At 56.0% G+C, this 23250-nt stretch carries 25 protein-coding genes; 13 read left to right on the top strand and 12 right to left on the bottom strand.

Annotated elements, in window-relative coordinates; genetic code table 11:
• The first annotated feature begins 11 nt into the window (after window positions 1–11).
• The 5 genes from cyoB (at window position 12) to IM313_RS06940 (ending at window position 5342) form a co-directional block, all read left to right on the top strand.
• Window positions 12–2003, top strand: coding sequence for a cytochrome o ubiquinol oxidase subunit I (gene cyoB, locus IM313_RS06960; RefSeq protein ID WP_028012157.1), 1992 nt, complete (start codon window positions 12–14; stop codon window positions 2001–2003).
• Window positions 1993–2607, top strand: a complete 615-nt coding sequence (locus IM313_RS06955; protein ID WP_003859057.1) for a cytochrome o ubiquinol oxidase subunit III — start codon at window positions 1993–1995, stop codon at window positions 2605–2607. The genes cyoB and IM313_RS06955 overlap by 11 nt, the downstream gene beginning before the upstream one ends.
• Window positions 2607–2933, top strand: a complete 327-nt coding sequence (locus IM313_RS06950; protein WP_006176899.1) for a cytochrome o ubiquinol oxidase subunit IV — start codon at window positions 2607–2609, stop codon at window positions 2931–2933. The genes IM313_RS06955 and IM313_RS06950 overlap by 1 nt, the downstream gene beginning before the upstream one ends.
• A gap of 11 nt (window positions 2934–2944) precedes the next feature.
• On the top strand, window positions 2945–3832 hold the full coding sequence (gene cyoE / locus IM313_RS06945; RefSeq protein ID WP_003859062.1) for a heme o synthase: 888 nt from the start codon (window positions 2945–2947) through the stop codon (window positions 3830–3832).
• Window positions 3833–3980: 148 nt separating this feature from the next.
• Window positions 3981–5342 (top strand): MFS transporter, encoded by a 1362-nt coding sequence (locus IM313_RS06940; RefSeq protein WP_192971482.1) that lies wholly within the window; start codon window positions 3981–3983, stop codon window positions 5340–5342.
• Window positions 5343–5374: 32 nt separating this feature from the next.
• On the opposite strand, the gene IM313_RS06935 is transcribed toward IM313_RS06940, so the two are convergent.
• A complete protein-coding gene (locus tag IM313_RS06935; RefSeq protein WP_023293165.1) occupies window positions 5375–5866 on the bottom strand; it encodes a YajQ family cyclic di-GMP-binding protein in 492 nt (163 codons plus the stop codon).
• Window positions 5867–5987: 121 nt separating this feature from the next.
• Here IM313_RS06935 and panE point away from each other — a divergent pair, with 121 nt between their 5' ends.
• Both panE and yajL read left to right on the top strand, forming a co-directional pair.
• Window positions 5988–6899 (top strand): 2-dehydropantoate 2-reductase, encoded by a 912-nt coding sequence (gene panE, locus IM313_RS06930; protein WP_192971483.1) that lies wholly within the window; start codon window positions 5988–5990, stop codon window positions 6897–6899.
• Window positions 6862–7455 carry a protein deglycase YajL gene (yajL, locus tag IM313_RS06925; RefSeq protein ID WP_045259897.1) on the top strand — a complete coding sequence of 198 codons (594 nt, stop codon included), beginning with the start codon at window positions 6862–6864 and terminating at the stop codon, window positions 7453–7455. Before panE ends, yajL begins: the two co-directional genes overlap by 38 nt.
• 87 nt (window positions 7456–7542) lie before the next feature.
• On the opposite strand, the gene thiI is transcribed toward yajL, so the two are convergent.
• Window positions 7543–8991 carry a tRNA uracil 4-sulfurtransferase ThiI gene (gene thiI / locus IM313_RS06920; protein ID WP_045259896.1) on the bottom strand — a complete coding sequence of 483 codons (1449 nt, stop codon included), beginning with the start codon at window positions 8989–8991 and terminating at the stop codon, window positions 7543–7545.
• 178 nt (window positions 8992–9169) lie between these two features.
• Between thiI and xseB the strand changes: the two genes are divergently transcribed.
• The 4 genes from xseB to IM313_RS06900 all read left to right on the top strand — a co-directional run bounded on the left by xseB (window position 9170) and on the right by IM313_RS06900 (window position 13236).
• On the top strand, window positions 9170–9412 hold the full coding sequence (gene xseB, locus IM313_RS06915) for an exodeoxyribonuclease VII small subunit (protein ID WP_003859094.1): 243 nt from the start codon (window positions 9170–9172) through the stop codon (window positions 9410–9412).
• Complete coding sequence (gene ispA, locus IM313_RS06910) at window positions 9413–10312, top strand: (2E,6E)-farnesyl diphosphate synthase (protein WP_028012152.1); 900 nt, start codon at window positions 9413–9415, stop codon at window positions 10310–10312.
• Between the two features lie 24 nt (window positions 10313–10336).
• On the top strand, window positions 10337–12199 hold the full coding sequence (gene dxs / locus IM313_RS06905) for a 1-deoxy-D-xylulose-5-phosphate synthase (RefSeq protein WP_192971484.1): 1863 nt from the start codon (window positions 10337–10339) through the stop codon (window positions 12197–12199).
• A gap of 62 nt (window positions 12200–12261) precedes the next feature.
• Window positions 12262–13236, top strand: coding sequence for an aldo/keto reductase (locus IM313_RS06900; protein WP_192971485.1), 975 nt, complete (start codon window positions 12262–12264; stop codon window positions 13234–13236).
• 49 nt (window positions 13237–13285) lie between these two features.
• Here IM313_RS06900 and thiL read toward each other — a convergent pair whose 3' ends face one another.
• The 5 genes from thiL to nrdR all read right to left on the bottom strand — a co-directional run bounded on the left by thiL (window position 13286) and on the right by nrdR (window position 16891).
• Window positions 13286–14257: a thiamine-phosphate kinase gene (gene thiL / locus IM313_RS06895; RefSeq protein WP_041911088.1), complete on the bottom strand. Its 972-nt coding sequence runs from the start codon at window positions 14255–14257 to the stop codon at window positions 13286–13288.
• A 77-nt stretch (window positions 14258–14334) separates the two neighbouring features.
• The gene (gene nusB / locus IM313_RS06890) at window positions 14335–14754 is read right to left on the bottom strand and encodes a transcription antitermination factor NusB (protein ID WP_006809908.1); all 420 of its coding nucleotides are present in this window, start codon (window positions 14752–14754) and stop codon (window positions 14335–14337) included.
• Between the two features lie 21 nt (window positions 14755–14775).
• Window positions 14776–15246: a 6,7-dimethyl-8-ribityllumazine synthase gene (ribE, locus tag IM313_RS06885; protein ID WP_006176874.1), complete on the bottom strand. Its 471-nt coding sequence runs from the start codon at window positions 15244–15246 to the stop codon at window positions 14776–14778.
• A gap of 87 nt (window positions 15247–15333) precedes the next feature.
• Window positions 15334–16437 (bottom strand): bifunctional diaminohydroxyphosphoribosylaminopyrimidine deaminase/5-amino-6-(5-phosphoribosylamino)uracil reductase RibD, encoded by a 1104-nt coding sequence (gene ribD / locus IM313_RS06880; protein WP_049001889.1) that lies wholly within the window; start codon window positions 16435–16437, stop codon window positions 15334–15336.
• A gap of 4 nt (window positions 16438–16441) precedes the next feature.
• Window positions 16442–16891, bottom strand: coding sequence for a transcriptional regulator NrdR (nrdR, locus tag IM313_RS06875; protein WP_008503337.1), 450 nt, complete (start codon window positions 16889–16891; stop codon window positions 16442–16444).
• A 150-nt stretch (window positions 16892–17041) separates the two neighbouring features.
• Here nrdR and IM313_RS06870 point away from each other — a divergent pair, with 150 nt between their 5' ends.
• Both IM313_RS06870 and IM313_RS06865 read left to right on the top strand, forming a co-directional pair.
• Complete coding sequence (locus IM313_RS06870; RefSeq protein WP_150142945.1) at window positions 17042–17581, top strand: DUF3251 domain-containing protein; 540 nt, start codon at window positions 17042–17044, stop codon at window positions 17579–17581.
• 270 nt (window positions 17582–17851) lie between these two features.
• Window positions 17852–18736 (top strand): nucleoside-specific channel-forming protein Tsx, encoded by an 885-nt coding sequence (locus IM313_RS06865; RefSeq protein WP_028012146.1) that lies wholly within the window; start codon window positions 17852–17854, stop codon window positions 18734–18736.
• Window positions 18737–18854: 118 nt separating this feature from the next.
• Here IM313_RS06865 and IM313_RS06860 read toward each other — a convergent pair whose 3' ends face one another.
• The 5 genes from IM313_RS06860 to yajC all read right to left on the bottom strand — a co-directional run bounded on the left by IM313_RS06860 (window position 18855) and on the right by yajC (window position 23247).
• Window positions 18855–19535: a YafY family protein gene (locus tag IM313_RS06860; protein WP_028012145.1), complete on the bottom strand. Its 681-nt coding sequence runs from the start codon at window positions 19533–19535 to the stop codon at window positions 18855–18857.
• Between the two features lie 14 nt (window positions 19536–19549).
• Window positions 19550–19915 carry a VOC family protein gene (locus IM313_RS06855; protein WP_192971486.1) on the bottom strand — a complete coding sequence of 122 codons (366 nt, stop codon included), beginning with the start codon at window positions 19913–19915 and terminating at the stop codon, window positions 19550–19552.
• Between the two features lie 142 nt (window positions 19916–20057).
• Window positions 20058–21029, bottom strand: coding sequence for a protein translocase subunit SecF (secF, locus tag IM313_RS06850; RefSeq protein ID WP_047367602.1), 972 nt, complete (start codon window positions 21027–21029; stop codon window positions 20058–20060).
• Window positions 21030–21039: 10 nt separating this feature from the next.
• Window positions 21040–22887 (bottom strand): protein translocase subunit SecD, encoded by a 1848-nt coding sequence (secD, locus tag IM313_RS06845; protein ID WP_072031998.1) that lies wholly within the window; start codon window positions 22885–22887, stop codon window positions 21040–21042.
• Window positions 22888–22914: 27 nt separating this feature from the next.
• A complete protein-coding gene (gene yajC, locus IM313_RS06840) occupies window positions 22915–23247 on the bottom strand; it encodes a preprotein translocase subunit YajC (protein ID WP_000007630.1) in 333 nt (110 codons plus the stop codon).
• Window positions 23248–23250 lie beyond the last annotated feature (3 nt).

Genomic DNA, 23250 nt, shown 5'->3' with positions numbered 1-23250 from the left:
CGAGGAAGAAAATGTTCGGAAAATTGACACTGGATGCAGTGCCCTACCATGAACCGATTATCATGGTTACGGTGGCTGCAATTATCATTGGTGGCGCGGCCTTAGTTGGCCTGATCACTTACTTCGGTAAGTGGAGCTACCTGTGGAATGAGTGGCTGACTTCGGTTGACCACAAAAAACTCGGTATCATGTACTGCATCGTCGGTATCGTCATGTTAATTCGTGGCTTTGCGGATGCAATCATGATGCGTAGCCAGCAGGCACTCGCGTCTGCGGGCGAAGCCGGCTTCCTGCCACCGCACCACTACGATCAGATCTTTACCGCCCACGGCGTTATCATGATCTTCTTCGTGGCGATGCCGCTGGTAATCGGTCTGATGAACGTTGTCGTTCCGCTGCAAATTGGCGCGCGCGACGTAGCGTTCCCGTTCCTGAACAACCTGAGCTTCTGGTTCACGGTTGTCGGCGTTATCCTGGTTAACCTGTCACTGGGCGTGGGCGAATTTGCACAGACCGGCTGGCTGGCTTACCCGCCGCTTTCGGGAATTGAGTACAGTCCGGGTGTAGGCGTTGACTACTGGATTTGGGCGCTTCAGCTCTCCGGTGTCGGTACTACCCTGACCGGTATCAACTTCTTCGTGACCATCCTGAAGATGCGTGCACCAGGTATGACGATGTTCAAGATGCCAGTATTTACCTGGGCATCTCTGTGCGCCAACGTACTGATTATCGCGTCGTTCCCAATTCTGACCGTCACCATCGCGCTGCTGACCCTGGACCGCTACCTGGGCACCCATTTCTTCACGAATGATATGGGTGGCAACATGATGATGTACATCAACCTGATTTGGGCCTGGGGTCACCCGGAAGTGTACATTCTGGTTCTGCCTGTCTTCGGTGTGTTCTCCGAAATCGCGGCAACCTTCTCGCGTAAGCGTCTGTTTGGTTACACCTCTCTGGTGTGGGCAACCGTGTGTATTACCGTTCTGTCGTTCATCGTTTGGCTGCACCACTTCTTTACCATGGGTGCGGGCGCGAACGTAAACGCCTTCTTCGGTATCACCACCATGATTATTGCCATCCCTACCGGGGTGAAGATCTTCAACTGGCTGTTCACCATGTACCAGGGCCGTATCGTGTTCCACTCAGCAATGCTGTGGACCATCGGCTTCATCGTGACCTTCTCCGTAGGTGGGATGACCGGCGTACTGCTGGCGGTGCCAGGTGCTGACTTCGTTCTGCACAACAGCCTGTTCCTGATTGCGCACTTCCATAACGTTATTATCGGCGGCGTGGTCTTCGGCTGCTTCGCAGGTGTGACTTACTGGTGGCCTAAGGCGTTTGGCTTCACGCTGAACGAAACCTGGGGTAAACGCGCGTTCTGGTTCTGGATCATTGGCTTCTTCGTGGCGTTTATGCCGCTGTACGTGCTGGGCTTCATGGGTATGACCCGTCGTCTGAGCCAGCAGATCGATCCGCAGTTCCACCCAATGCTGATGGTTGCAGCGGGCGGTGCAGCGCTGATTGCCTGCGGTATTCTGTGCCAGCTGATTCAGTACTACGTGTCCATCCGCGACCGTAACCTGAACCGCGACCTGACCGGTGACCCATGGGGTGGCCGTACGCTGGAGTGGGCAACCTCTTCTCCACCACCGTTCTATAACTTTGCCGTAGTGCCGCACATTCACGAGCGTGACGCATTCTGGGAAATGAAAGAAAAAGGTGAAGCGTACAAGCAACCTGAGCATTACGAAGAGATCCATATGCCGAAAAACAGCGCTGCGGGCATCGTGATTGCCGCTTTCGCAACGGTATTTGGTTTCGCAATGATCTGGCACATCTGGTGGATGGCGATTGTTGGCTTCGCTGGCATCGTAATCAGCTGGATTGTGAAGAGCTTTGACGAGGACGTGGACTACTACGTACCAGTCCGTGAAGTTGAAAAGCTGGAAAATCAGCATTTCGACGAGATTTCTAAAGCGGGGCTGAAAAATGGCAACTGATACTCTGGCGCACTCAACTGCCCACGCGCATGAACATGCGCACCATGATACAGGACCGACCAAAGTCTTCGGTTTCTGGATCTACCTGATGAGCGACTGCATTCTGTTCTGCTGTCTGTTCGCGACCTATGCCGTTCTGGTGAACGGCACAGCGGGCGGCCCGACCGGCAAGGACATTTTTGAACTGCCGTTCGTTCTGGTTGAAACCGCACTGCTGTTATTCAGCTCCATCACCTACGGCATGGCGGCTATCGCCATGTACAAAAACAACAAGAGCCAGGTTGTCTCCTGGCTGGCGTTGACCTGGCTGTTTGGTGCTGGCTTTATCGGGATGGAAATCTATGAATTCCACCACCTGATTATGGAAGGCTTCGGTCCGGATCGCAGTGGCTTCCTGTCCGCGTTCTTCGCGCTGGTGGGTACCCACGGTCTGCACGTGACCTCGGGTCTGATCTGGATGGCAGTACTGATGTTCCAGATCTCCCGCCGCGGCCTGACCAGCACTAACCGTACCCGTATCATGTGCCTGAGCCTGTTCTGGCACTTCCTGGACGTGGTATGGATCTGCGTGTTCTCTGTTGTCTATCTGATGGGGGCGATGTAATGAGTCATTCTAACGATCATGGCGCTTCCCACGGCAGCGTAAAAACCTACATGACAGGTTTCATCCTGTCGATCATCCTGACGGTGATCCCGTTCTGGATGGTGATGAGCGGTTCTGCGTCCAAGCCGGTTATCCTGGGAGCAATCCTGGTGACCGCGGTGATTCAGATTCTGGTGCATCTGGTTTGCTTCCTGCACATGAACACCAAGTCCGATGAAGGCTGGAATATGACTGCCTTTATCTTTACCGTGATTATCATCGCTATCCTGGTAGTCGGTTCCATCTGGATTATGTGGAACCTCAACTACAACATGATGGTTCACTAAGAGCGGCGAGTATGTTTAAGCAATACCTGCAAGTCACGAAACCAGGCATCATCTTTGGCAACCTGATCTCCGTAATCGGAGGGTTCCTGCTGGCCTCTAAAGGCAGCATTGATTACACCCTCTTTATTTACACGCTGGTCGGTGTGTCACTGGTGGTTGCGTCCGGTTGTGTATTTAACAACTACATCGACATGGATATCGACAAGAAGATGGAAAGGACCAAGAATCGGGTGCTGGTTAAAGGCCTGATTGCCCCTTCCGTCTCGCTGGTGTACGCCACCTTGCTGGGTATTGCTGGCTTTATGCTGCTGTGGTTTGGTGCTAACCCGCTGGCCTGCTGGCTGGGGGTGATGGGGTTCGTGGTGTATGTAGGCGTCTACAGCCTGTATATGAAGCGTCACTCCGTCTATGGCACGCTGATTGGTTCTCTTTCCGGCGCTGCGCCGCCGGTGATTGGCTACTGCGCCGTCACGAACGAGTTCGACAGCGGTGCGCTGATCCTGCTGGCTATCTTTAGCCTGTGGCAGATGCCGCACTCCTATGCCATCGCGATTTTCCGCTTCAAGGATTATCAGGCAGCGAACATTCCGGTTTTGCCGGTCGTGAAGGGCATTTCAGTTGCCAAGAACCACATCACGCTCTACATCATCGCTTTTGCCGTGGCAACGCTGATGCTCTCTCTGGGCGGTTACGCCGGATATAAATATCTGGTGGTAGCGGCCGCGGTGAGCGTCTGGTGGCTCGGCATGGCCCTGCGCGGCTACAAGGTGGAAGATGACAAAGTCTGGGCGCGCAAGCTGTTTGTGTTCTCGATTGTCGCCATCACCTCCCTGTCCGTGATGATGTCCGTAGACTTCATGGTGCCGGACTCGCAAAACCTGCTGACTTACGTCTGGTAAGTTTATGTGATGATGAAAAGGGTGCTTCGGCACCCTTTTTTATTCACGAAATCTATTAATTACGCATGTAATATTTGTTAAATAAGCCTTTATTTACCCCGCCCCTTCCCCGCACTACACTATGGCCTGCTTTTGAACTGAGGTGGTAATGAACGATTATAAAATGACGCCGGGCGAGCTGCGTGCGACCTGGGGTTTAGGGACTGTTTTCTCGCTGCGGATGCTTGGCATGTTTATGGTCCTGCCCGTTCTGACCACGTACGGCATGGCGTTACAGGGTGCCAGCGAAGCGCTGATTGGTCTGGCGATCGGTATCTACGGCCTGGCGCAGGCAATTTTCCAGATCCCCTTTGGCCTGCTCTCTGATCGGGTGGGTCGCAAGCCGCTGATTGTCGGCGGGCTGCTGATCTTTGTGCTCGGGAGCGTTATTGCCGCCCTCTCCCACTCCATCTGGGGCATTATTTTGGGCCGCGCCCTGCAGGGCTCCGGTGCGATTGCCGCTGCGGTGATGGCGCTGCTGTCAGATTTAACCCGTGAGCAAAACCGCACCAAAGCGATGGCGTTCATCGGCGTGAGCTTTGGCGTGACGTTTGCGATTGCTATGGTGCTCGGTCCCATCATTACGCACAAACTGGGTCTGCATGCCCTGTTCTGGATGATTGCGGTGCTGGCGACCATCGGGATCGCACTCACCCTGTGGGTTGTGCCAGACAGTAAAAATCATGTCCTTAACCGTGAATCCGGGATGGTTAAAGGCTGCTTTAGCAAAGTCATCGCCGAGCCGCGTCTGCTAAAGCTTAACTTCGGCATTATGTGCCTGCATATTCTGCTGATGTCCACCTTCGTCGCCCTGCCCGGCCAGCTTGCCGCAGCAGGTTTCCCAGCGGCCGAGCACTGGAAAATTTATCTGGTCACAATGCTGATTTCGTTTGTCTCCGTTGTGCCCTTTATTATTTACGCCGAAGTGAAGCGCAAAATGAAACGCGTCTTCGTGGGCTGCGTGGCGTTACTGCTGATTGCCGAGATTGTGCTCTGGGGCGCTGGTCCGCACTTCTGGGAGCTGATCGCAGGCGTGCAGCTGTTCTTTCTGGCGTTTAACCTGATGGAAGCCCTGCTGCCGTCGCTGATCAGCAAAGAGTCCCCCGCCGGTTACAAAGGCACGGCAATGGGCATTTACTCCACCAGCCAGTTCCTCGGCGTGGCGATCGGCGGCTCGCTTGGCGGCTGGGTCGACGGCCTGTTTGATTCACAAACCGTGTTTCTCGCGGGCGCGCTGCTGGCAACAGTCTGGCTGCTGGTCGCCAGCACCATGAAAGAGCCTCGCTACGTGAGCAGCCTGCGGGTAGAAATCCCGGATGACGTGGAGATTAGCGACGCGCTGAAGCAGCGTCTGGAAGGAAAAGAAGGGGTCACAGAGGTGCTGATTGTTCCCGAAGAGCGCAGTGCTTATGTCAAAATTGACAGCAAAGTGACGAACCGCTTTGAGGTGGAGCAGGCGCTTAAAGCGTGAAAAAAGCCCGGTTGAACCGGGCTTTTTTTGTCTTAATCGCGGAAGTTTTTAAACTGGAACGGCTGTCCCAAATCCCCACCGCGCACCAGCGCCATCACGGACTGCAGGTCGTCGCGGGATTTTCCGGTGACGCGAATCTCTTCGCCCTGGATCTGCGCCTGCACCTTCAGCTTGCTGTCTTTAATCAGCTTAACGATCTTCTTCTGCACCGCACTCTCGATGCCCTGCTTCAGTTTGGCTTCTACAAACCAGTTCTTACCGCTGTGGACAAACTCGTCCGGCACGTCCAGAGACGTTCCTTCGATGCCGCGTTTTAACAGCTTGGCGCGCAGAATGTCGAGCAGCTGATTCACCTGGAAATCAGACTCGCTCAGCACCTTAATGGTCTTATTTGCGTCGTTCAGCTCAAACGACGCCTCAACGCCGCGAAAATCGAAACGTGACTCAACTTCGCGGGTTGCGTTCTCAACGCCGTTGCGAACTTCCTGGATATCAACTTCGGAAACAATATCGAAAGATGGCATCTTTTCTTCTCCCTTCACTTTTGTTGCGTTGCATAATACCCGCTACGAGGCATAACTCAACAGAAGCTTAGCTGTATAATTAAGCTGTAACACCTGGCGCAGTTGCAGGTGAGGAGGAACAATGAAAATTACGGTGCTCGGATGCGGAGCGCTCGGCCAGCTGTGGCTGACCGCGCTGTGCAAGCACGGACATGAGGTTCAGGGCTGGCTGCGCGTGCCCCAGCCCTATTGCAGTGTCAACCTGATTGGTGAAGACGGAAGCATTTTTAACGAATCCCTCACCGCGAACGATCCTGATTTCCTGGCGCAAAGCGACCTGTTGCTGGTGACGCTCAAGGCGTGGCAGGTCTCAGATGCGGTTAAGACTCTGGCCGCGCAGCTCCCCCCCACGTCCCCCATTCTGCTGCTGCATAACGGTATGGGAACCCTTGATGAGCTGAAAAGCGTCCCGCAGCCTCTGCTAATGGCGACCACCACCCACGCTGCGCGTCGCGACGGGACTATTATCGTGCATGTCGCCAGCGGCGTGACGCACATCGGCCCGGCCAGAACACAGGATGGCGACTACAGCTATCTGGCCGATGTTCTGCAAAAGGTCTTGCCGGACGTCGCCTGGCACAACAACATCCGCCCTCAGCTGTGGCGCAAGCTGGCCGTAAACTGCGTGATCAATCCGCTGACGGCGCTGTGGAACTGCCCGAACGGGGAACTGAAAAACCATCCGCAGGAGGTGGCGTCCCTGTGTGCAGAAGTCGCGTCGGTCATTGAGCGAGAAGGCCTGCACACCTCAGCAGAGGATTTACGCTGTTATGTCGAGCAGGTTATTGAGAGTACGGCTGAGAACATCTCCTCGATGCTGCAGGACGTTCGGGCATTACGCCATACGGAGATAGATTACATTACCGGCTATCTGCTAAAGCGCGCCCGCTCGCACGGCATCGCCGTGCCGGAAAACGCCCGTCTGTATGACCTGGTTAAACGTAAGGAGAATGAATATGAGCGCGTCGGCACTGATTTGCCTCGCTCCTGGTAGCGAAGAGATGGAAGCGGTCACTACTATTGATTTACTGGTACGTGGCGGCATTAAGGTAACAACCGCCAGCGTAGCCAGCGACGGCAATCTGGCAATCACCTGTTCACGAGGGGTGAAAATCCTGGCAGACGCACCGCTTGTCCAGGTTGCTGACGGCGATTACGACATCATCGTCCTGCCCGGCGGCTTAAAAGGCGCGGAATGTTTCCGCGACAGCCCGCTGTTGGTCGAGACCGTGCGTCAGTTTCATCTGTCCGGCCGCATCGTCGCGGCAATCTGTGCCGCCGCTGGAACAGTTCTGATTCCGCACGACATCTTCCCCATCGGCAATATGACCGGCTTCCCGGGGCTTAAGGATACGATCCCGGAGGAGCATTGGGTGGATAAACGCGTCGTCTGGGATCCGCGCGTCAACCTGCTGACCAGCCAGGGACCCGGCACCGCGATTGATTTTGGCTTAAAGATTATTGATCTGCTGGTCGGGCGGGAGAAGGCCTACGAAGTGGCGTCGTCGCTGGTGATGCCGGCGGGGATTTATAATTACTATGAAGAGTAGTGCATAAAAAAAGCCGGGTGGCGCTAGGTAAAAGCAAAACGGCAACCTTTGGTTGCCGTTTTTAATGTGAGGGCACCAGGCCGCACGCTACGGACGATACACCTTCACATTCGCGAATCCCTGCTCGCGCAGGTACAGCGCCTGCAGGCGGCTCATCACCCCGCGCTCACACCACAGCAGATACGTTTTGCTCTGATCGAGGTCGCCAAACTTAGTGCTCAGCTTGTAGAACGGCAGAGAAACCACCTCTACGCCTTCCACCTTAAGCGGCTTGTCATCTTGCTCGTCAATGGAGCGGATATCCAGAATCGCATCGTTCGCACCGAAACCGCTCACGGTTTCCACTTCAACCACTTCCTGCTCGGTCTGCTGGGCAATCTCGCGGATGTCGATGTTGGACGCTTCTGCCACCACTCTTTCCAGGATGCTGAAATCGAAGTTCTCTTCTTCCGCTTCGATCTTCGCCTTCACTGCCTTGACGGTCGGGCTTTTTGAGATCACGCCGCAGTATTCCGGCATGGTGCGGGCAAAGTCTTCGGTGCCGATTTCACGCGCCAGGTCGATGATGTGCTCTTTATCGTGGGAGATCAGCGGACGCAGGATCAGCGTATCTGATACGTTGTCGATCAGACGCAGGTTGGTCAGCGTCTGGCTGGAGACCTGGCCCAGCGCTTCGCCGGTGACCAGCGCCTGCACGCCGTAGCGCTCGGCGACTTTGGACGCCGCGCGCACCATCATACGTTTGAGGATCACGCCCATCTGGCCGTCATCCACTTTTTCAAGGATTTCGCCCACTACCGGCTCAAAGTTGATCGCCACAAAACGCACGCGGTGGGAACTGCCGAAGCGGTTCCACAGGTAATGCGCCACCTGACGAACGCCAATTTCATGCGCCGCGCCGCCCAGGTTGAAGAAGCAGTAGTGCACGCGGCAACCGCGACGCATCAGCATGTAGCTGGAGACGCCGGAGTCGAAGCCGCCCGAGATCAGCGACAGCACATCTTCCTGCGTGCCGATCGGGAAACCGCCAATACCTTCATAACGGCCCTTAACCAGCAGCAGACGATCGTTCTCGATCTCAAGGTTAACGGTGACGTCCGGGTTAGTCAGGCGCACGCGCGCCGTCTCAACGTGCTGGTTCAGACCGCCGCCGACGTAGCGCTCGACTTCAATCGAGCTAAACTCGTGCTTACCGCGACGCTTCACGCGCACGCAGAAGGTTTTGCCTTCGATCTGATCGCGGTACTGTACCAGCGCCTTTTCGAAGATATCGTGCATATCGCTGAACGGAACGTCTTCCACTTCCAGAATATGGTGAATACCTGGAATACGGGTCAGCGCGTCGCGAATATCAAGGCGTTTGCTTTCGTCTTTCGCGCGGACTTCAACGTGGTCCCAGTGACGCACTACGGCGAGCGTTTCGTCGTAGTGTTTTAATACGTTACGAATGTTCCCGGTGAGAATTTTAATAAAGCGCAAACGCACAGATTGGCTTTTGATGGTGATTTCAGGGAACAATTTAATGATAAACTTCATGGCGGCAATGTTTCTTAGGCAAGCTTATAAAGGCTTGTAGTGGAAAATGATACAGCAGCCCACACCCGTGGCTGCATCCAGGCGCGCAAGTATACCACCATCGCGCCACTCGCGTTATTTGATAATTGCCCCGAGTCCGTTACCATGTTGGGGCGAAGAATATAAGAGTTAATTCACTATGCCGAAGAAGAACGACGCACCGGCCAGTTTTGAAACTGCGCTGAGTGAGCTTGAGCAGATTGTTACCCGCCTCGAGAGCGGCGATTTACCGCTGGAAGACGCCCTCAACGAATTTGAGCGCGGTGTGCAGCTTGCGCGCCAGGGGCAGGTAAAACTCCAGCAGGCCGAGCAGCGTGTGCAGATCCTGCTTTCCGACAGCGAAGACGCTAAAACCACGCCATTCACACCGGACGCCGAGTAAATGGATTTTACCAACGCGCTTCAGGCGCGCGTCGTTCGCGCCAACGACGCCCTGCGCCGTTTTATTGAGCCGCAGCCTTTTCAGAACACTCCACTGGTTGAAGCCATGCACTATGGCGCACTCTTAGGGGGAAAACGCCTGCGTCCGTTCCTGGTGTATGCCACGGGCAACATGTTTGGCATCAGCGATAATACGCTGGACGCCCCGGCAGCCGCCGTGGAGTGCATCCATGCCTACTCGCTGATCCACGACGATCTCCCGGCGATGGACGACGACGATCTGCGCCGGGGTCAGCCAACCTGCCACATTAAGTTTGGCGAGGCGAATGCCATTCTGGCGGGCGATGCTCTGCAAACCCTGGCGTTCTCGATTCTCAGTGATGCGCCGATGGCGGAAGTGGCCGACCGCGACCGCCTGGCGATGATCTCCGAACTGGCAATGGCCAGCGGCGTGGCCGGCATGTGCGGCGGTCAGGCGCTGGATCTTGAAGCGGAAGGACGTCAGGTTAATCTGGAACAGCTGGAGCGTATTCATCGCCATAAGACGGGCGCGCTTATTCGTTCCGCCGTTCGCCTGGGCGCGCTGAGCGCGGGTGAGCAAGGGCGCAAAGCCCTGCCGATTCTGGACAGATACGCAGAAAGTATCGGTCTGGCATTCCAGGTTCAGGATGACATTCTGGATGTGGTGGGCGATACTGCAACATTGGGTAAACGTCAGGGTGCGGACCAGCAGCTTGGCAAAAGTACCTATCCCGCCCTGCTGGGTCTTGAGCAAGCCCAACGTAAAGCCCGGGATCTGATTGACGATGCCCGCCAGTCGCTGAATGAGCTGGCCGCGCAATCGCTGGATACCTCGGCACTGGAAGCGCTAGCGGACTATATAATCCAGCGTGATAAATAAACTATATATCTCGATGAGCCTTTGATGAGTTTTGATATTGCCAAATACCCGACACTGGCGTTAGTTGACTCCACCCAGGAGCTACGTCTGTTGCCGAAAGAGAGTCTGCCGAAGCTGTGTGACGAGCTGCGTCGCTACCTGCTCGACAGCGTTAGCCGCTCCAGCGGCCACTTCGCCTCCGGGCTTGGCACGGTTGAGCTGACCGTGGCGTTGCATTACGTCTATAACACGCCGTTCGATCAGCTTATCTGGGACGTGGGCCACCAGGCTTATCCGCACAAAATTCTGACCGGACGTCGCGATAAAATTGGCACCATTCGTCAGAAGGGCGGCCTGCACCCGTTCCCGTGGCGCGGTGAGAGCGAGTATGACGTGCTGAGCGTCGGCCACTCATCGACCTCCATTTCCGCGGGCATCGGTATTGCCGTTGCTGCCGAGAAAGAGAACAAGCAGCGCCGCACCGTCTGCGTCATTGGCGACGGGGCGATCACCGCCGGGATGGCTTTTGAAGCCATGAACCACGCGGGCGATATCAAGCCGGACATGCTGGTTATCCTCAACGATAACGAAATGTCGATCTCCGAGAACGTCGGCGCGCTGAACAACCATCTGGCGCAGCTGCTTTCCGGCAAGCTTTACTCATCGCTGCGGGAAGGCGGGAAAAAAGTTTTCTCCGGCGTGCCGCCGATCAAAGAGCTGCTCAAGCGTACCGAAGAACATATCAAAGGCATGGTCGTGCCGGGCACGCTGTTCGAAGAGCTGGGCTTTAACTATATCGGCCCGGTGGACGGGCACGATGTGCTGGGTCTGGTGACCACGCTTAAAAACATGCGCGACCTGAAAGGCCCGCAGTTCCTGCACATCATGACCAAAAAAGGGCGTGGCTACGAACCGGCAGAGAAAGATCCGATCACCTTCCACGCGGTGCCAAAGTTCGACCATACCAGCGGCTGCCTGCCGAAAAGCAGCGGCGGAATGCCAAGCTACTCAAAAATCTTTGGCGACTGGCTGTGCGAGACGGCGGCAAAAGATAACAAGCTGATGGCGGTCACGCCTGCCATGCGTGAAGGCTCCGGCATGGTCGAGTTCTCCAAAAAATACCCGGACCAGTATTTCGACGTCGCCATTGCCGAGCAGCACGCGGTCACCTTCGCGGCGGGGCTGGCGATTGGCGGCTACAAGCCGGTGGTGGCGATTTACTCCACCTTCCTGCAGCGCGCCTACGACCAGGTGATCCATGACGTTGCCATCCAGAAGCTGCCGGTGCTGTTTGCTATCGATCGCGCGGGCATCGTGGGGGCTGACGGCCAGACGCACCAGGGGGCGTTTGATCTCTCCTTCCTGCGCTGCATCCCGGACATGGTCATCATGACGCCAAGCGACGAAAACGAGTGTCGTCAGATGCTGTATACCGGCTACCACTATCAGGACGGCCCCTGCGCGGTACGCTATCCGCGCGGCAATGCCCTTGGCGTTGAACTTCAGCCGCTGGAAAAACTGGACATCGGTAAAGGTCTGGTGAAACGTCGCGGCGAAAAAGTGGCGATCCTGAACTTTGGTACGCTGATGCCGGAAGCGGCAAAAGTCGCTGAAACCCTGAACGCGACGCTGGTGGATATGCGCTTTGTGAAGCCGCTCGATGAATCTCTGATTCTGAGCATGGCGGAAAGCCATGACGTGCTGGTCACGCTGGAAGAGAACGCCATCATGGGCGGTGCGGGCAGCGGCGTTAACGAGGTACTGATGGCGAACCGTAAAATGGTTCCGGTGCTGAACCTCGGCCTGCCGGACCACTTCATCCCGCAAGGCACTCAGGACGAGGCGCGTGCCGATATCGGCCTGGACGCCGCCGGTATCGAAGCCAGAATCTGCAGCTGGCTGGCCTGATCCCTCCCCTTTTCTGCTCCTGCTATGCTTAAACGTATTGTTTAAACAGCAGGAGCGGAACCATGCAATACACGACATTAGGAAAAACGGACCTCAAGGTGTCCCGGCTTTGCCTGGGCTGCATGACCTTTGGCGAGCCTGACCGGGGAAACCACGCTTGGACGCTGCCGGAAGAGAGCAGCCGCCCTATCATCAAGAGCGCCATAGACGGCGGCATCAACTTCTTCGATACCGCCAACAGCTACTCTGACGGCAGCAGCGAAGAGATTGTGGGCCGCGCTCTGCGTGATTTTGCTCGTCGGGATGAGATTGTGGTCGCCACCAAGGTGTATTACCCGTCAGGCGATCTGGCTGAAGGCCTCTCTCGCGCGCAGATCCTGTGCTCCATTGATGACAGCCTCAGACGCCTGAACATGGATTACGTCGACCTGCTGCAAATTCACCGCTGGGATTACAACACGCCAATTGAAGAGACGCTTGAAGCGCTGAACGATGTCGTGAAAGCGGGTAAAGCGCGTTATATCGGCGCGTCGTCAATGCACGCATCTCAGTTTGCTCAGGCGCTCGATCTCCAGGCGCAGCACGGCTGGGCGCGCTTTGTCACCATGCAGGATCACTACAACCTGATTTACCGGGAAGAAGAACGCGAGATGCTGCCGCTCTGCTACCAAGAAGGCGTGGCGGTGATCCCGTGGAGCCCGCTGGCGCGCGGACGCTTAACTCGTCCGTGGGGAGAAACCACGGCGCGGCTGGTATCGGATGAAGTGGGTAAAAATCTTTATTCCGGTACCGAAGCCAGCGATGCGCTGATTGCCGAACGTTTAGCCGGGATCGCCGACGATATCGGCGCAACGCGCGCGCAGGTGGCGCTGGCGTGGCTGCTGGGCAAGCGGGGTGTCGCCGCACCGATTATTGGTACATCGCGGGAAGAACAGCTGGACGAGTTGTTAAGCGCGGTAGATTTATCGCTGACGCCGGAGCAGGTTGCCGAGCTGGAGACGCCGTATCAGCAGCATCCGGTGGTGGGGTTTAAGTAAACACTTGCCGGGTGGCGTACGCTTACCCGGCAATACTGAGCGCACAAACTTACCCGAAGTGATCGTACCCTTTCCAGTCCAGCGTAACGGGCGCACCGTCTTTCACAAACTTCAGCCCTTCACTCTCCGGCATGATCTGACCGATGCAGGTAAACTTTGCGCCAAGATGGGCCAATGCCACGTCCAGCGTTCCACGGTTCAGCTCTGGCACCGTGAAGCACAGCTCGTAGTCTTCCCCACCGGAGAGCGCCCAGCGCAGCGCCTGCTCAGGCTCCACATGGCGAAGCAGTTGCTCCGACAGCGGGAACAGATCCAGGTCAACGCGCGCGCCCACCCCGCTGGCCTTCAGGATATGGCCGAGGTCCGAGATGAGACCGTCAGAGAGATCGATAGCCGAACTGGCCCGCTCGCGCAGCGCCTGACCGTGCAGAATACGTGGTGTCGGGCGCAGGTGGCGCTTCACCAGATACGCCGCATCGTCAGCGTCCTTCACGTTTAAGCGATCCTGAAGGATCGCCAGCCCTGCCGCGCTGTCTCCCGGCGTACCGGTCACGTAGATCCAGTCGCCCGGTTTAGCGCCCGAGCGCTTCAGCGCGCGACCGAGCGGCACATAGCCGTGGATCGCCAGCGTCATCGACAAAGGCCCGGCAGTCGTATCGCCGCCAATCAGCTGCATATCGTAGTAGTTCAGCTGTTCAAACAGCGCATCGCTGAACGCTTCAAGCCAGGCTTCATCCACCTCCGGCAGCGTCAGGGCCAGCGTCAGCCAGGCCGGGTCAGCGCCCATTGCCGCCAGATCGCTGACGTTGACCGCCAGCGCTTTATACGCCAGATCGGCAGGATCGATATCAGGTAAGAAATGACGTCCGCACACTAAGGTGTCGGTGCTGATTGCCAGCGTCTGCTTTTCAGGAATATTGAGAAGTGCACAGTCATCGCCAATGCCGGTTTCAACATCAAGACGAGAGGTTCTGACACGGTCGAAATAACGGGCAATCAGGGAGAATTCGCCGCATGCCATACGTTATGCCTCAGCAAATAAAAGAAAAAACCGGAGCTGCACTGCCCGTCAGGCAATGCAGAACTCCGGTTTGCGGATCACTTTTTGTGGGGACGGATCGCAGGTGCGGCTTTATCAAGTACGCCGTTAACGAACTTGTGGCTGTCTTCAGCGCCGAAGGTTTTCGCCAGTTCGATCGCTTCGTTGATGGCCACTTTGTACGGCACATCATCACGTTTAGACAGCTCAAACAGCGCGATACGCAACACTGCTTTTTCCACCTGGCCCAACTCTTCGAGCAGACGGGACAGGTATGGCTTCATCAGGCCATCGAGATACGCGCTATTAGTCGCCACTCCCGACAGCAGTTCACGGAAGTACAGAACGTCAACGTCTTTCACGTCCTGTTCTGACAGGAACTGGTATTCAACATCAGCGATGTCGTTCTGGGACAACTGCCAGGAGTAAAGTGCCTGGACGGCACATTCACGGGCGCGGCGACGAGCAGCAGGTTTCACGGAATTCCCCTTACAAAAAAATCAGGCCTTAATGGCTTTCAATACATTGATCATTTCAAGCGCGGTCAGTGCAGCTTCTGCACCTTTGTTACCGGCTTTGGTGCCAGCACGTTCGATGGCTTGTTCAATACTTTCGGTGGTCAGCACGCCGAACGCGACAGGAATTTCAGCATCCTGCGCAACGTGTGCCAGACCGTTGCTTGCACCGCCCGCAACGTATTCGAAGTGCGCAGTGCCGCCACGAATAACGGTACCCAGCGCAATCACCGCGTCGTATTTACCGGTTTTCGCCAGCGCGCCCGCCGCCAGTGGCAGTTCATAAGCGCCTGGAACCCAAACAACGGTAATGTTGTCATCTTTAACCTGGCCGATACGTTTCAGGGCGTCAATCGCACCTTCCAGCAGGCTATCGTTGATGAAGTTGTTGAAACGCGCAATGGTGATGGCGACGCGAGCGTCCGGGGTAGCTACAGCAGCTTCAATAATGTTCATACTCTTCCTTTACGGGTTCATTTGGCCCCGCAGGGGGGCGGATTTTATCATAATACTTTGCGCACTGCTTCCCTATTTCGGGAGCAATTACGCTGTCGTTAAATGGAGGCAGACATCCGGACCCACCGGACGAATCTCGCTGAATGTGAGTTGCGGTGCATCGGCCAGTTTTTCAAGGCCAGGCAGCACAAACAGGCCGCGCGCGTCGTGACCTAACAGTTTAGGCGCAACGTAGACGAGCAGTTCATCCACCAGCCCCGCCTGGAGCAGCGCGCCGGCGAGCGTCGGACCGGCTTCGACCCAGATACTGTTCACCTGCTGCTTGCCGAGCAACATCATCAGCACCACGAGATCCAGATGTCCGTTATGCTCCGGCACCATAATGCTGCGCACGCCTTCCGGCCATTCGCGCGTATCTTCTTTGGTGCGCGCAATCCAGGTTTCACCCGGCTGCTGCACGATGCGGTGCGCCGGGGTCACGCGGTTCTGGCTATCAATAATAATACGCAGCGGCTGGCGCAGGTTCTCCTGCGGATAAAGCGCCTGGGTATCGGCATTCAGCTCATCCCAGCGCACGGTCATGGCCGGATCGTCAGCCAGAACGGTTTCACTGCTGGTGAGGATAGCATGGCTTTGCGCGCGCAGACGTTGCACATCGCGCCTTGCCTGCGGCGAGGTGATCCACTGGCTTTCACCGTTCGCCATTGCCGTACGGCCGTCCAGCGAGGCGCCCAGCTTAAGCTGAATAAATGGGAAGCCGGTGCGCATGCGCTTCAGAAAGCCTTTGTTGATGGCTTCCGCATCTTGCATCATCAGGCCGTGGCTGACGTCGATCCCTTCCTGTTGCAGACGATACAGGCCGCGGCCCGCCACCTGCGGGTTAGGATCCTGCATAGCGGCGACCACGCGCGAAACCCCTGCCGCAATCAGCGCTTCACAGCACGGCGGCGTGCGCCCGTGGTGGCTGCAGGGCTCCAGCGTCACGTAGGCCGTCGCGCCTCGCGCTTTCTCCCCCGCCATACGCAGGGCATGCACTTCAGCATGCGGCTCGCCTGCGCGATAGTGAAACCCTTCCCCCACGATCTCGCCATCTTTCACGATAACGCACCCGACGTTGGGGTTAGGATGGGTGGTAAAACGACCGCGCTGCGCCAGCTTCATGGCTCGCGCCATGTACTTCTCATCCTGCATGGGCTTAATCCTGTAAGCGGGCGATCTCTTCGCCAAACTCTTTGATATCTTCGAAACTGCGGTAGACAGAGGCGAAGCGGATATAGGCGACCTTATCGAGCTTTTTCAGCTGCTCCATCACCAGGTTGCCGATCATTTTGCTCGGCACTTCACGCTCGCCCAGGCCACGCAGGTAAGATTTAATGTGGTTTAACGCCATTTCGACATCATCCGCGCTGACGGGCCGTTTTTCGAGGGCCTTCAGCATTCCACTGCGCAGTTTCTCTTCGTTAAACGGCTCGCGCACGTCGTTACTTTTTACCACGCGCGGCATTACCAGCTCTGCAACCTCAAAGGTCGTGAAACGCTCGTTGCACACCAGACACTGCCGACGACGGCGTACAGAAGACCCTTCGCCCACAAGGCGAGAGTCGATGACTTTGGTATCCACAGCGGAGCAGAATGGGCAATGCATACGGTATCCCTGTTATCTGGTTAACTGATTTTCATTTTACCCTGATCTGGCCTGACAACAAAGGAGGAGCTTTTGAGATAAAGGATCTATGTCTGGCGGTACGTTGCTGGCTACCATTATGGGGATCCGTCATTTCAAGGAATAAACGCTATGACAAGACGTTACCTGAAAATTTTACTGGTGGGGAGCCTCTTCACCCTTAGTGCCTGTGCACAGCAAACCGAAGTCCGCCAGATGAAACAAAGCGTGAATACGCTCAACACGGCGATGGACAAACTGAACAAAGAAACGGTGAAGATCACCCAGCAAAACGCGCTGAACGCCAAATCCACCAGCGGGGTATATCTGCTGCCTGGAGCGAATACGCCTGCCCTGCTTAATAGCCAGATTGGCACGCTGAAGATGTCTCTGGTGAATGTGGCGGCGAATGCGGATGGTACGCGCGCAACATTACGTATTCACGGTGAGTCCAACGAGCCGCTGCCCGCCTTCAGCGGCACCGTAGAGTGGGGCCAGATCCAGGGCACCACGGAGAGCTACCAGGAGGTGAACGTGAAGAACCAGCTGTTCACCGCTCCGGCCAGCGTGTTAGCGCCCAGCGATGTGGATATTCCACTTCAGCTAAGCGGACTTACGCCTGAGCAGTTAGGCTTTATCCGCATTCACGACATCCAACCTGCCGCGCAGTAATCCCTTCCTTTTGAGCGGAGTGAAATGTCACTCCGCTAACATTTACATTTCGTATGGATTGGCAACAGAAATGATTGCCGCTACAATCCCGGCCGTTTAAAGTACGCAAACGTGAACGCAATCGATTACGCGTGTGAGAGATATGTGAAACAACACATATTTTTGTGAGCAGGGATTCCTATAATAGGCACCGCAGAAACACGAAATATTTAGAAACGCAATTCGCGCATTTTTCACTCCCGGAAGGGAATTTCAATCAGTGGCATGATTATGAAAAAAACATTACTCGCAGCCGGTGCAGTTCTGGCACTGTCCTCCTCTTTCACTGTTAACGCAGCGGAAAACGAGAAACCACAATACCTCTCCGACTGGTGGCACCAGAGCGTTAACGTGGTAGGCAGCTACCACACCCGTTTCGGACCGCAGATCCGCAACGATACCTACCTGGAATATGAAGCGTTCGCCAAGAAAGACTGGTTTGATTTCTACGGCTATATGGATGCGCCTGTGTTCTTCGGTGGTAACACCGATGCAAAAGGTATCTGGAACCACGGTTCCCCACTGTTCATGGAGATTGAACCGCGCTTCTCCATCGACAAACTGACCGGTACCAGCCTGGCGTTTGGTCCGTTCAAAGAGTGGTACTTCGCGAACAACTACATCTACGACATGGGCCGCAATAAGTCCGGTCGTCAGAGCACCTGGTATATGGGTCTGGGTACTGACATTGACACCGGCCTGCCGATGAGCCTGTCCCTGAACGTGTATGCAAAATACCAGTGGCAGAACTACGGCGCAGCGAATGAAAACGAGTGGGACGGCTACCGTTTCAAAGTGAAATACTTCGTGCCAATTACCCAGCTGTGGGGCGGTAATCTGAGCTACATCGGTTTCACTAACTTTGACTGGGGCTCAGACCTGGGCGACGACGATTTCCGTGACCTGAACGGCAAGAAAGCGCGTACCAACGATTCCATCGCCTCCAGCCACATCCTGGCGCTGAACTACGATCACTGGCACTACTCTGTTGTTGCGCGTTACTGGCACAACGGTGGCCAGTGGAACGACGACGCGAGCCTGAACTTCGGTAACGGCGACTTTAGCGTCCGCTCTACCGGCTGGGGTGGTTACCTGGTCGTGGGTTACAACTTCTAATCAGTGCGGGATTGTGCGGGCTGGTGCCCTCACCCCTTCCCTCTCCCATGGGAGAGGGTGCAAACACAAAAAACGGCAACATCGTTGCCGTTTTGCTTTTACCTCGCCACCCGGCTTTTTACTGCTTCACCTTGCGCAAAAAATCCGCCAAAGACCTGTCCGCACTCTCACTGAACCGCCTCTCCGTCATTACAACATTGAGACACCGGTCGAGCCGGAAACAGCGGTAGTCATCGCGCCGTTCACACCATGCCGCCAGCAGCCAGCGCTCTCCCCAGAAGAACAACCCCAGCGGTTGCACCTCACGTTTTGAGAGTAGCCCGGCTTCATCACGATAATGCAGCGCCAATACGCGCTGAGCGGAAATCGCCTGGTGAATCATGTCAAAATCGCTGCGGGAGTGGCTTTGCATGCAAAAATCCGGGGCGTAGATCCGCGTCTGCTCCGCCTTTCTGCGGCTCTCCTCGGGCAGAATAGCCAGCACCTTCTCCTGGGCCGACTCCAGCTCGCGCGACAGCGATTCACCTCCCCAGGTTTTGAGCAGGCGAATCGCGACCATCAGCGCTTCGGATTCCTTATTTGTCAGCATCAGCGGCGGCAGGTCAAAACCCGACATCAGCCGATATCCGCTTCCCGCCTCGCCTTCCACCGGGACGCCGGAAAGCGACAGGTCGCGGATATCGCGGTAGACCGTGCGCTCGGACACGCCAAGCCGGTCCGCCAGATGCGCAGCCGTTGTCAGACGCCTGCCCCGCAGGATCTGCACAATCTGAAACAAACGGTCAGCGCGTCGGGTCATAACGTCATTCGCTCTCAGGCAGGTTGATGAAGGCCGACGCGGTTACCCTCGCTGTCGGTAAACAGTGCGATAGTGCCGATACCATGCGGCAGTTCCAGCGGGCCAAACACGCACTCGCCGCCCGCAGAGGCAATGCGATCGAGCGTGGCCGCCAGATTGTCAGTATGCAGGTAAATAATAGCGCCCTGCAAAGAGGGCGTAACGCCGTCAAATTTTGCCAGCGCTCCTCCGGTGGCGGGATCCTCATTCGGGAAAACCGCCAGCTCGGCAATGTCCATTTTCTCGCGACGCAGCGCGAGCTGCATCACCTGCTCATAAAATTTGATGGCGCGATCCATATCCGAAACCGGAATTTCAAACCAGTTAATTACGCTTTTCATACATCCTCCTGCCTGTTGTGTGGGTTCAGAAGGAGTCTACGGCAGGGCTCCTGACAGCATACTGTCAGGAGTGTTTGTCAGGAGCAGATAAAAAAAATCCCGGTCAACAGACCGGGATTCCGATAACGCGCTAAACGTCGCCTTACGGCAGAATGGACGGCTGATCCGCCCCTTCTTTCTCGACCTTCTGCTGGAGCAGGTGCTCGCGCTTCATGCCAAGTTTCAGTGCCAGAGCGGACGCCACGTAAATAGACGACGCCGTACCGATGGAGACACCGATCAGCATGGTCAGCGAGAAGCCTTCCAGCACCGGGCCACCGAAGAGGAACAGCATCAGGATCACCATCAGGGTAGTACCGGAGGTGATCAAGGTACGATGCAGCGTCTGGGTCAACGACACGTTAAAGATTTCGTACGGCGTGCCGCGACGGATCTTACGGAAGTTTTCACGGATACGGTCAGATACCACGATACTGTCGTTCAGTGAGTAACCGATTACGGACATAAGGGATGCCACGATGGTCAGGTCAATCTCAATGTGGAACAGAGACAGTATGCCCATGGTGATCACCACGTCGTGCGCCAGGGCGATAACCACACCGGCCGCAAGTCGCCACTCGAAGCGGAAACCGACGTACACCAGGATGGAGATCAGCGCCACCAGCAGCGCCATGGCGCCGGTTTGCGCCAGGTCCGCACCCACGCTCGGGCCGACGAACTCAATACGCTTGACCGCCGCGCTCTGGCTGGTGGTCTCGTTAATGACCTGTACGACCTTGCTGCCCAGCTCCTGGCTGCCGTTGGCATCGTGCACCGGCGGCATACGCACCATGATGTCGCGGCTGCTGCCGAAGTTCTGCAGCAGCGGCTCTTCAAAGCCCGCTTTCTGCAGCGATTCGCGCATCTGGTCCATATCGACCGGTTTTTCCAGGGAGATCTCGATGACCGTACCACCGGTGAAATCGAGACCCCAGTTAAAGCCTTTCACGCCCATAATGACGATGGACAAAATCAGCAGTAAACCTGAAATGCCGAAGGCCCAGTAGTCCCAGCGCATAAAGTCCCAGACTTTACGGCCATGGTTCAATTGTTCAACAGTATATTCCTGTGCCACAACGCACTCCTCAGATAGACAGCTTTTTGACGCGCTTGCCGCCGTACAGCAGGTTCACGATGGCACGGGTGCCGACAATAGCGGTAAACATTGACGTTGCGACACCGATACCGGTGGTAATCGCAAAGCCTTTGATCGCGCCAGTACCCACTGCATACAGGATAAGAACCTTAATCAGTGTTGTTACGTTCGCATCGAAGATAGAGCTGAACGCGCCTTTATAACCTTCGTCAATCGCCTGCTGGACAGAGCGACCGTTGCTCAACTCTTCTTTGATACGTTCGTTAATCAGTACGTTGGCGTCGACCGCCACCGCAAGGGTCAGAACGATACCCGCAATCCCCGGCATGGTCAGCGTCGCCCCCGGCAGCAGGGACATAATGCCGATGATCAGCACCAGGTTTGCGATCAGCGCGGAGGTCGCAATCAGACCGAACTTCTTATAGAAGAAGATCATGAAGAGGATAGAGACCGCCAGACCGGCCAGACACGCTTCCAGACCCTGCTGGATGTTTTGCATACCCAGGGTTGGACCAATGGTACGTTCTTCAACAATCTGAATTGGCGCAATCAGCGCACCGGCACGCAGCAGCAGCGAGAGCTGACGCGCTTCGTTCGGGTTACTAATACCGGTAATACGGAAGCTGTTACCCAGACGAGACTGGATGTTGGCGATGTTAATCACCTCTTCCTCTTTCACCAGCACCGCACGACCATTTGCATCTTTCTTACCGCTGTCTTTGTACTCCACGAACAGGGTCGCCATCGGTTTGCCGATGTTGTCCTTGGTGAAGTTAGACATGATGTTACCACCCGCGCTATCCAGCGAGATGTTAACCTGCGGCTGGTTGTACTCATCCTGGCTTGAAGTGGAGTCGGTGATGTGGTCACCGGTCAGGATCACGCGCTTGTACAGCACAACCGGCTGACCTTCGCGGGTCTGTTTCACTTCGGAGTCACCCGGAATACGGCCAGACGCCGCGGCAGACTGATCGACATTGGAGTTCACCAGACGGAATTCCAGCGTCGCGGTCGCACCGAGGATCTCTTTCGCACGCGCGGTATCCTGGATACCCGGCAGTTCTACCACGATACGGTCAGCACCCTGACGCTGTACCAGCGGCTCAGCCACACCCAGCTGGTTTACACGGTTACGCAGAATGTTGATGTTCTGCTGAACGGCATATTCACGCGCTTCTTTCAGACGCGCATCGGTCATCACCGCACGCAGCTGGTTGCTGCCCTGAGAGGTGATCACCAGGTCACGGTGACGTTGGGTCAGGTAATCTACAGCCTGATCGCGCGCCGCGCTGTCGCGGAACGTGATGCTCATGCCGTAGTTATCTTCTTTACGCACGGTAGTGTATGGGATGCCTTTGTCGCGCAGATCGCTGCGCAGGCTGTCGATATTCTGTTCCTGCAGCTTGCCGAGCGCGGTATCCATATCCACTTCCATCAGGAAGTGAACGCCGCCACGCAGGTCAAGACCCAGCTTCATTGGCTCTGCGTTCAGCGCAGCCAGCCAGCGAGGGGTTGCAGGAGCAAGGTTAAGCGCCACGACATATTTGTCACCCAGCACGCCCATCAGCGCTTCGCGAGCGCGGAGCTGCGTGTCGGTGGTGTCGAAGCGAGCAAGAATTGCCCCCTCTTCCAGAGCCACAGACTTAGCGGTAATTTTTTCTTCTTGTAACGTTTTCTGGACCTGGATCAGCGTTTGCTCACTGGCGGCGACACCGCGCGCGCCAGTGATTTGAACGGCCGGATCCTCACCATACAGGTTGGGAAGCGCGTACAGCAGGCCGACGATAATCACGACGACCAGCATGATGTACTTCCACAAAGGATAACGGTTTAACACGGCAGTTCCCTTTGGGAAAAGTTGGGATTACAGCGCCTTCATGGTGCCTTTCGGCAGAACGGCAGCTACGAAGTCACGTTTGATAACCACTTCAGTGGTGTCGTTCAGGGCGATAGCAATGTAGCCGCTTTCAGCCACTTTGGTTACGCGGCCGACCAGACCACCGTTGGTCAGCACTTCATCGCCTTTCGCGATGGAGTCCATCAGCTTTTTGTGCTCTTTGGTACGCTTCTGCTGTGGGCGCAGGATCATGAAGTAGAAGATCAGACCGAACACAACCAGCATCAGGATCAGAGACATCGGGCTGCCCTGCGCCGGAGCACCTGTTGCCGCTACCGCATCAGAAATAAAAAAGCTCATTCA

It is taken from the genome of Enterobacter cloacae complex sp. P2B (genome assembly GCF_014895985.1).
Lineage (GTDB): Bacteria > Pseudomonadota > Gammaproteobacteria > Enterobacterales > Enterobacteriaceae > Enterobacter > Enterobacter bugandensis.
Note: the sequence above shows the minus strand (reverse complement) of the source record. Positions and strands in the feature narration are given on the sequence as shown.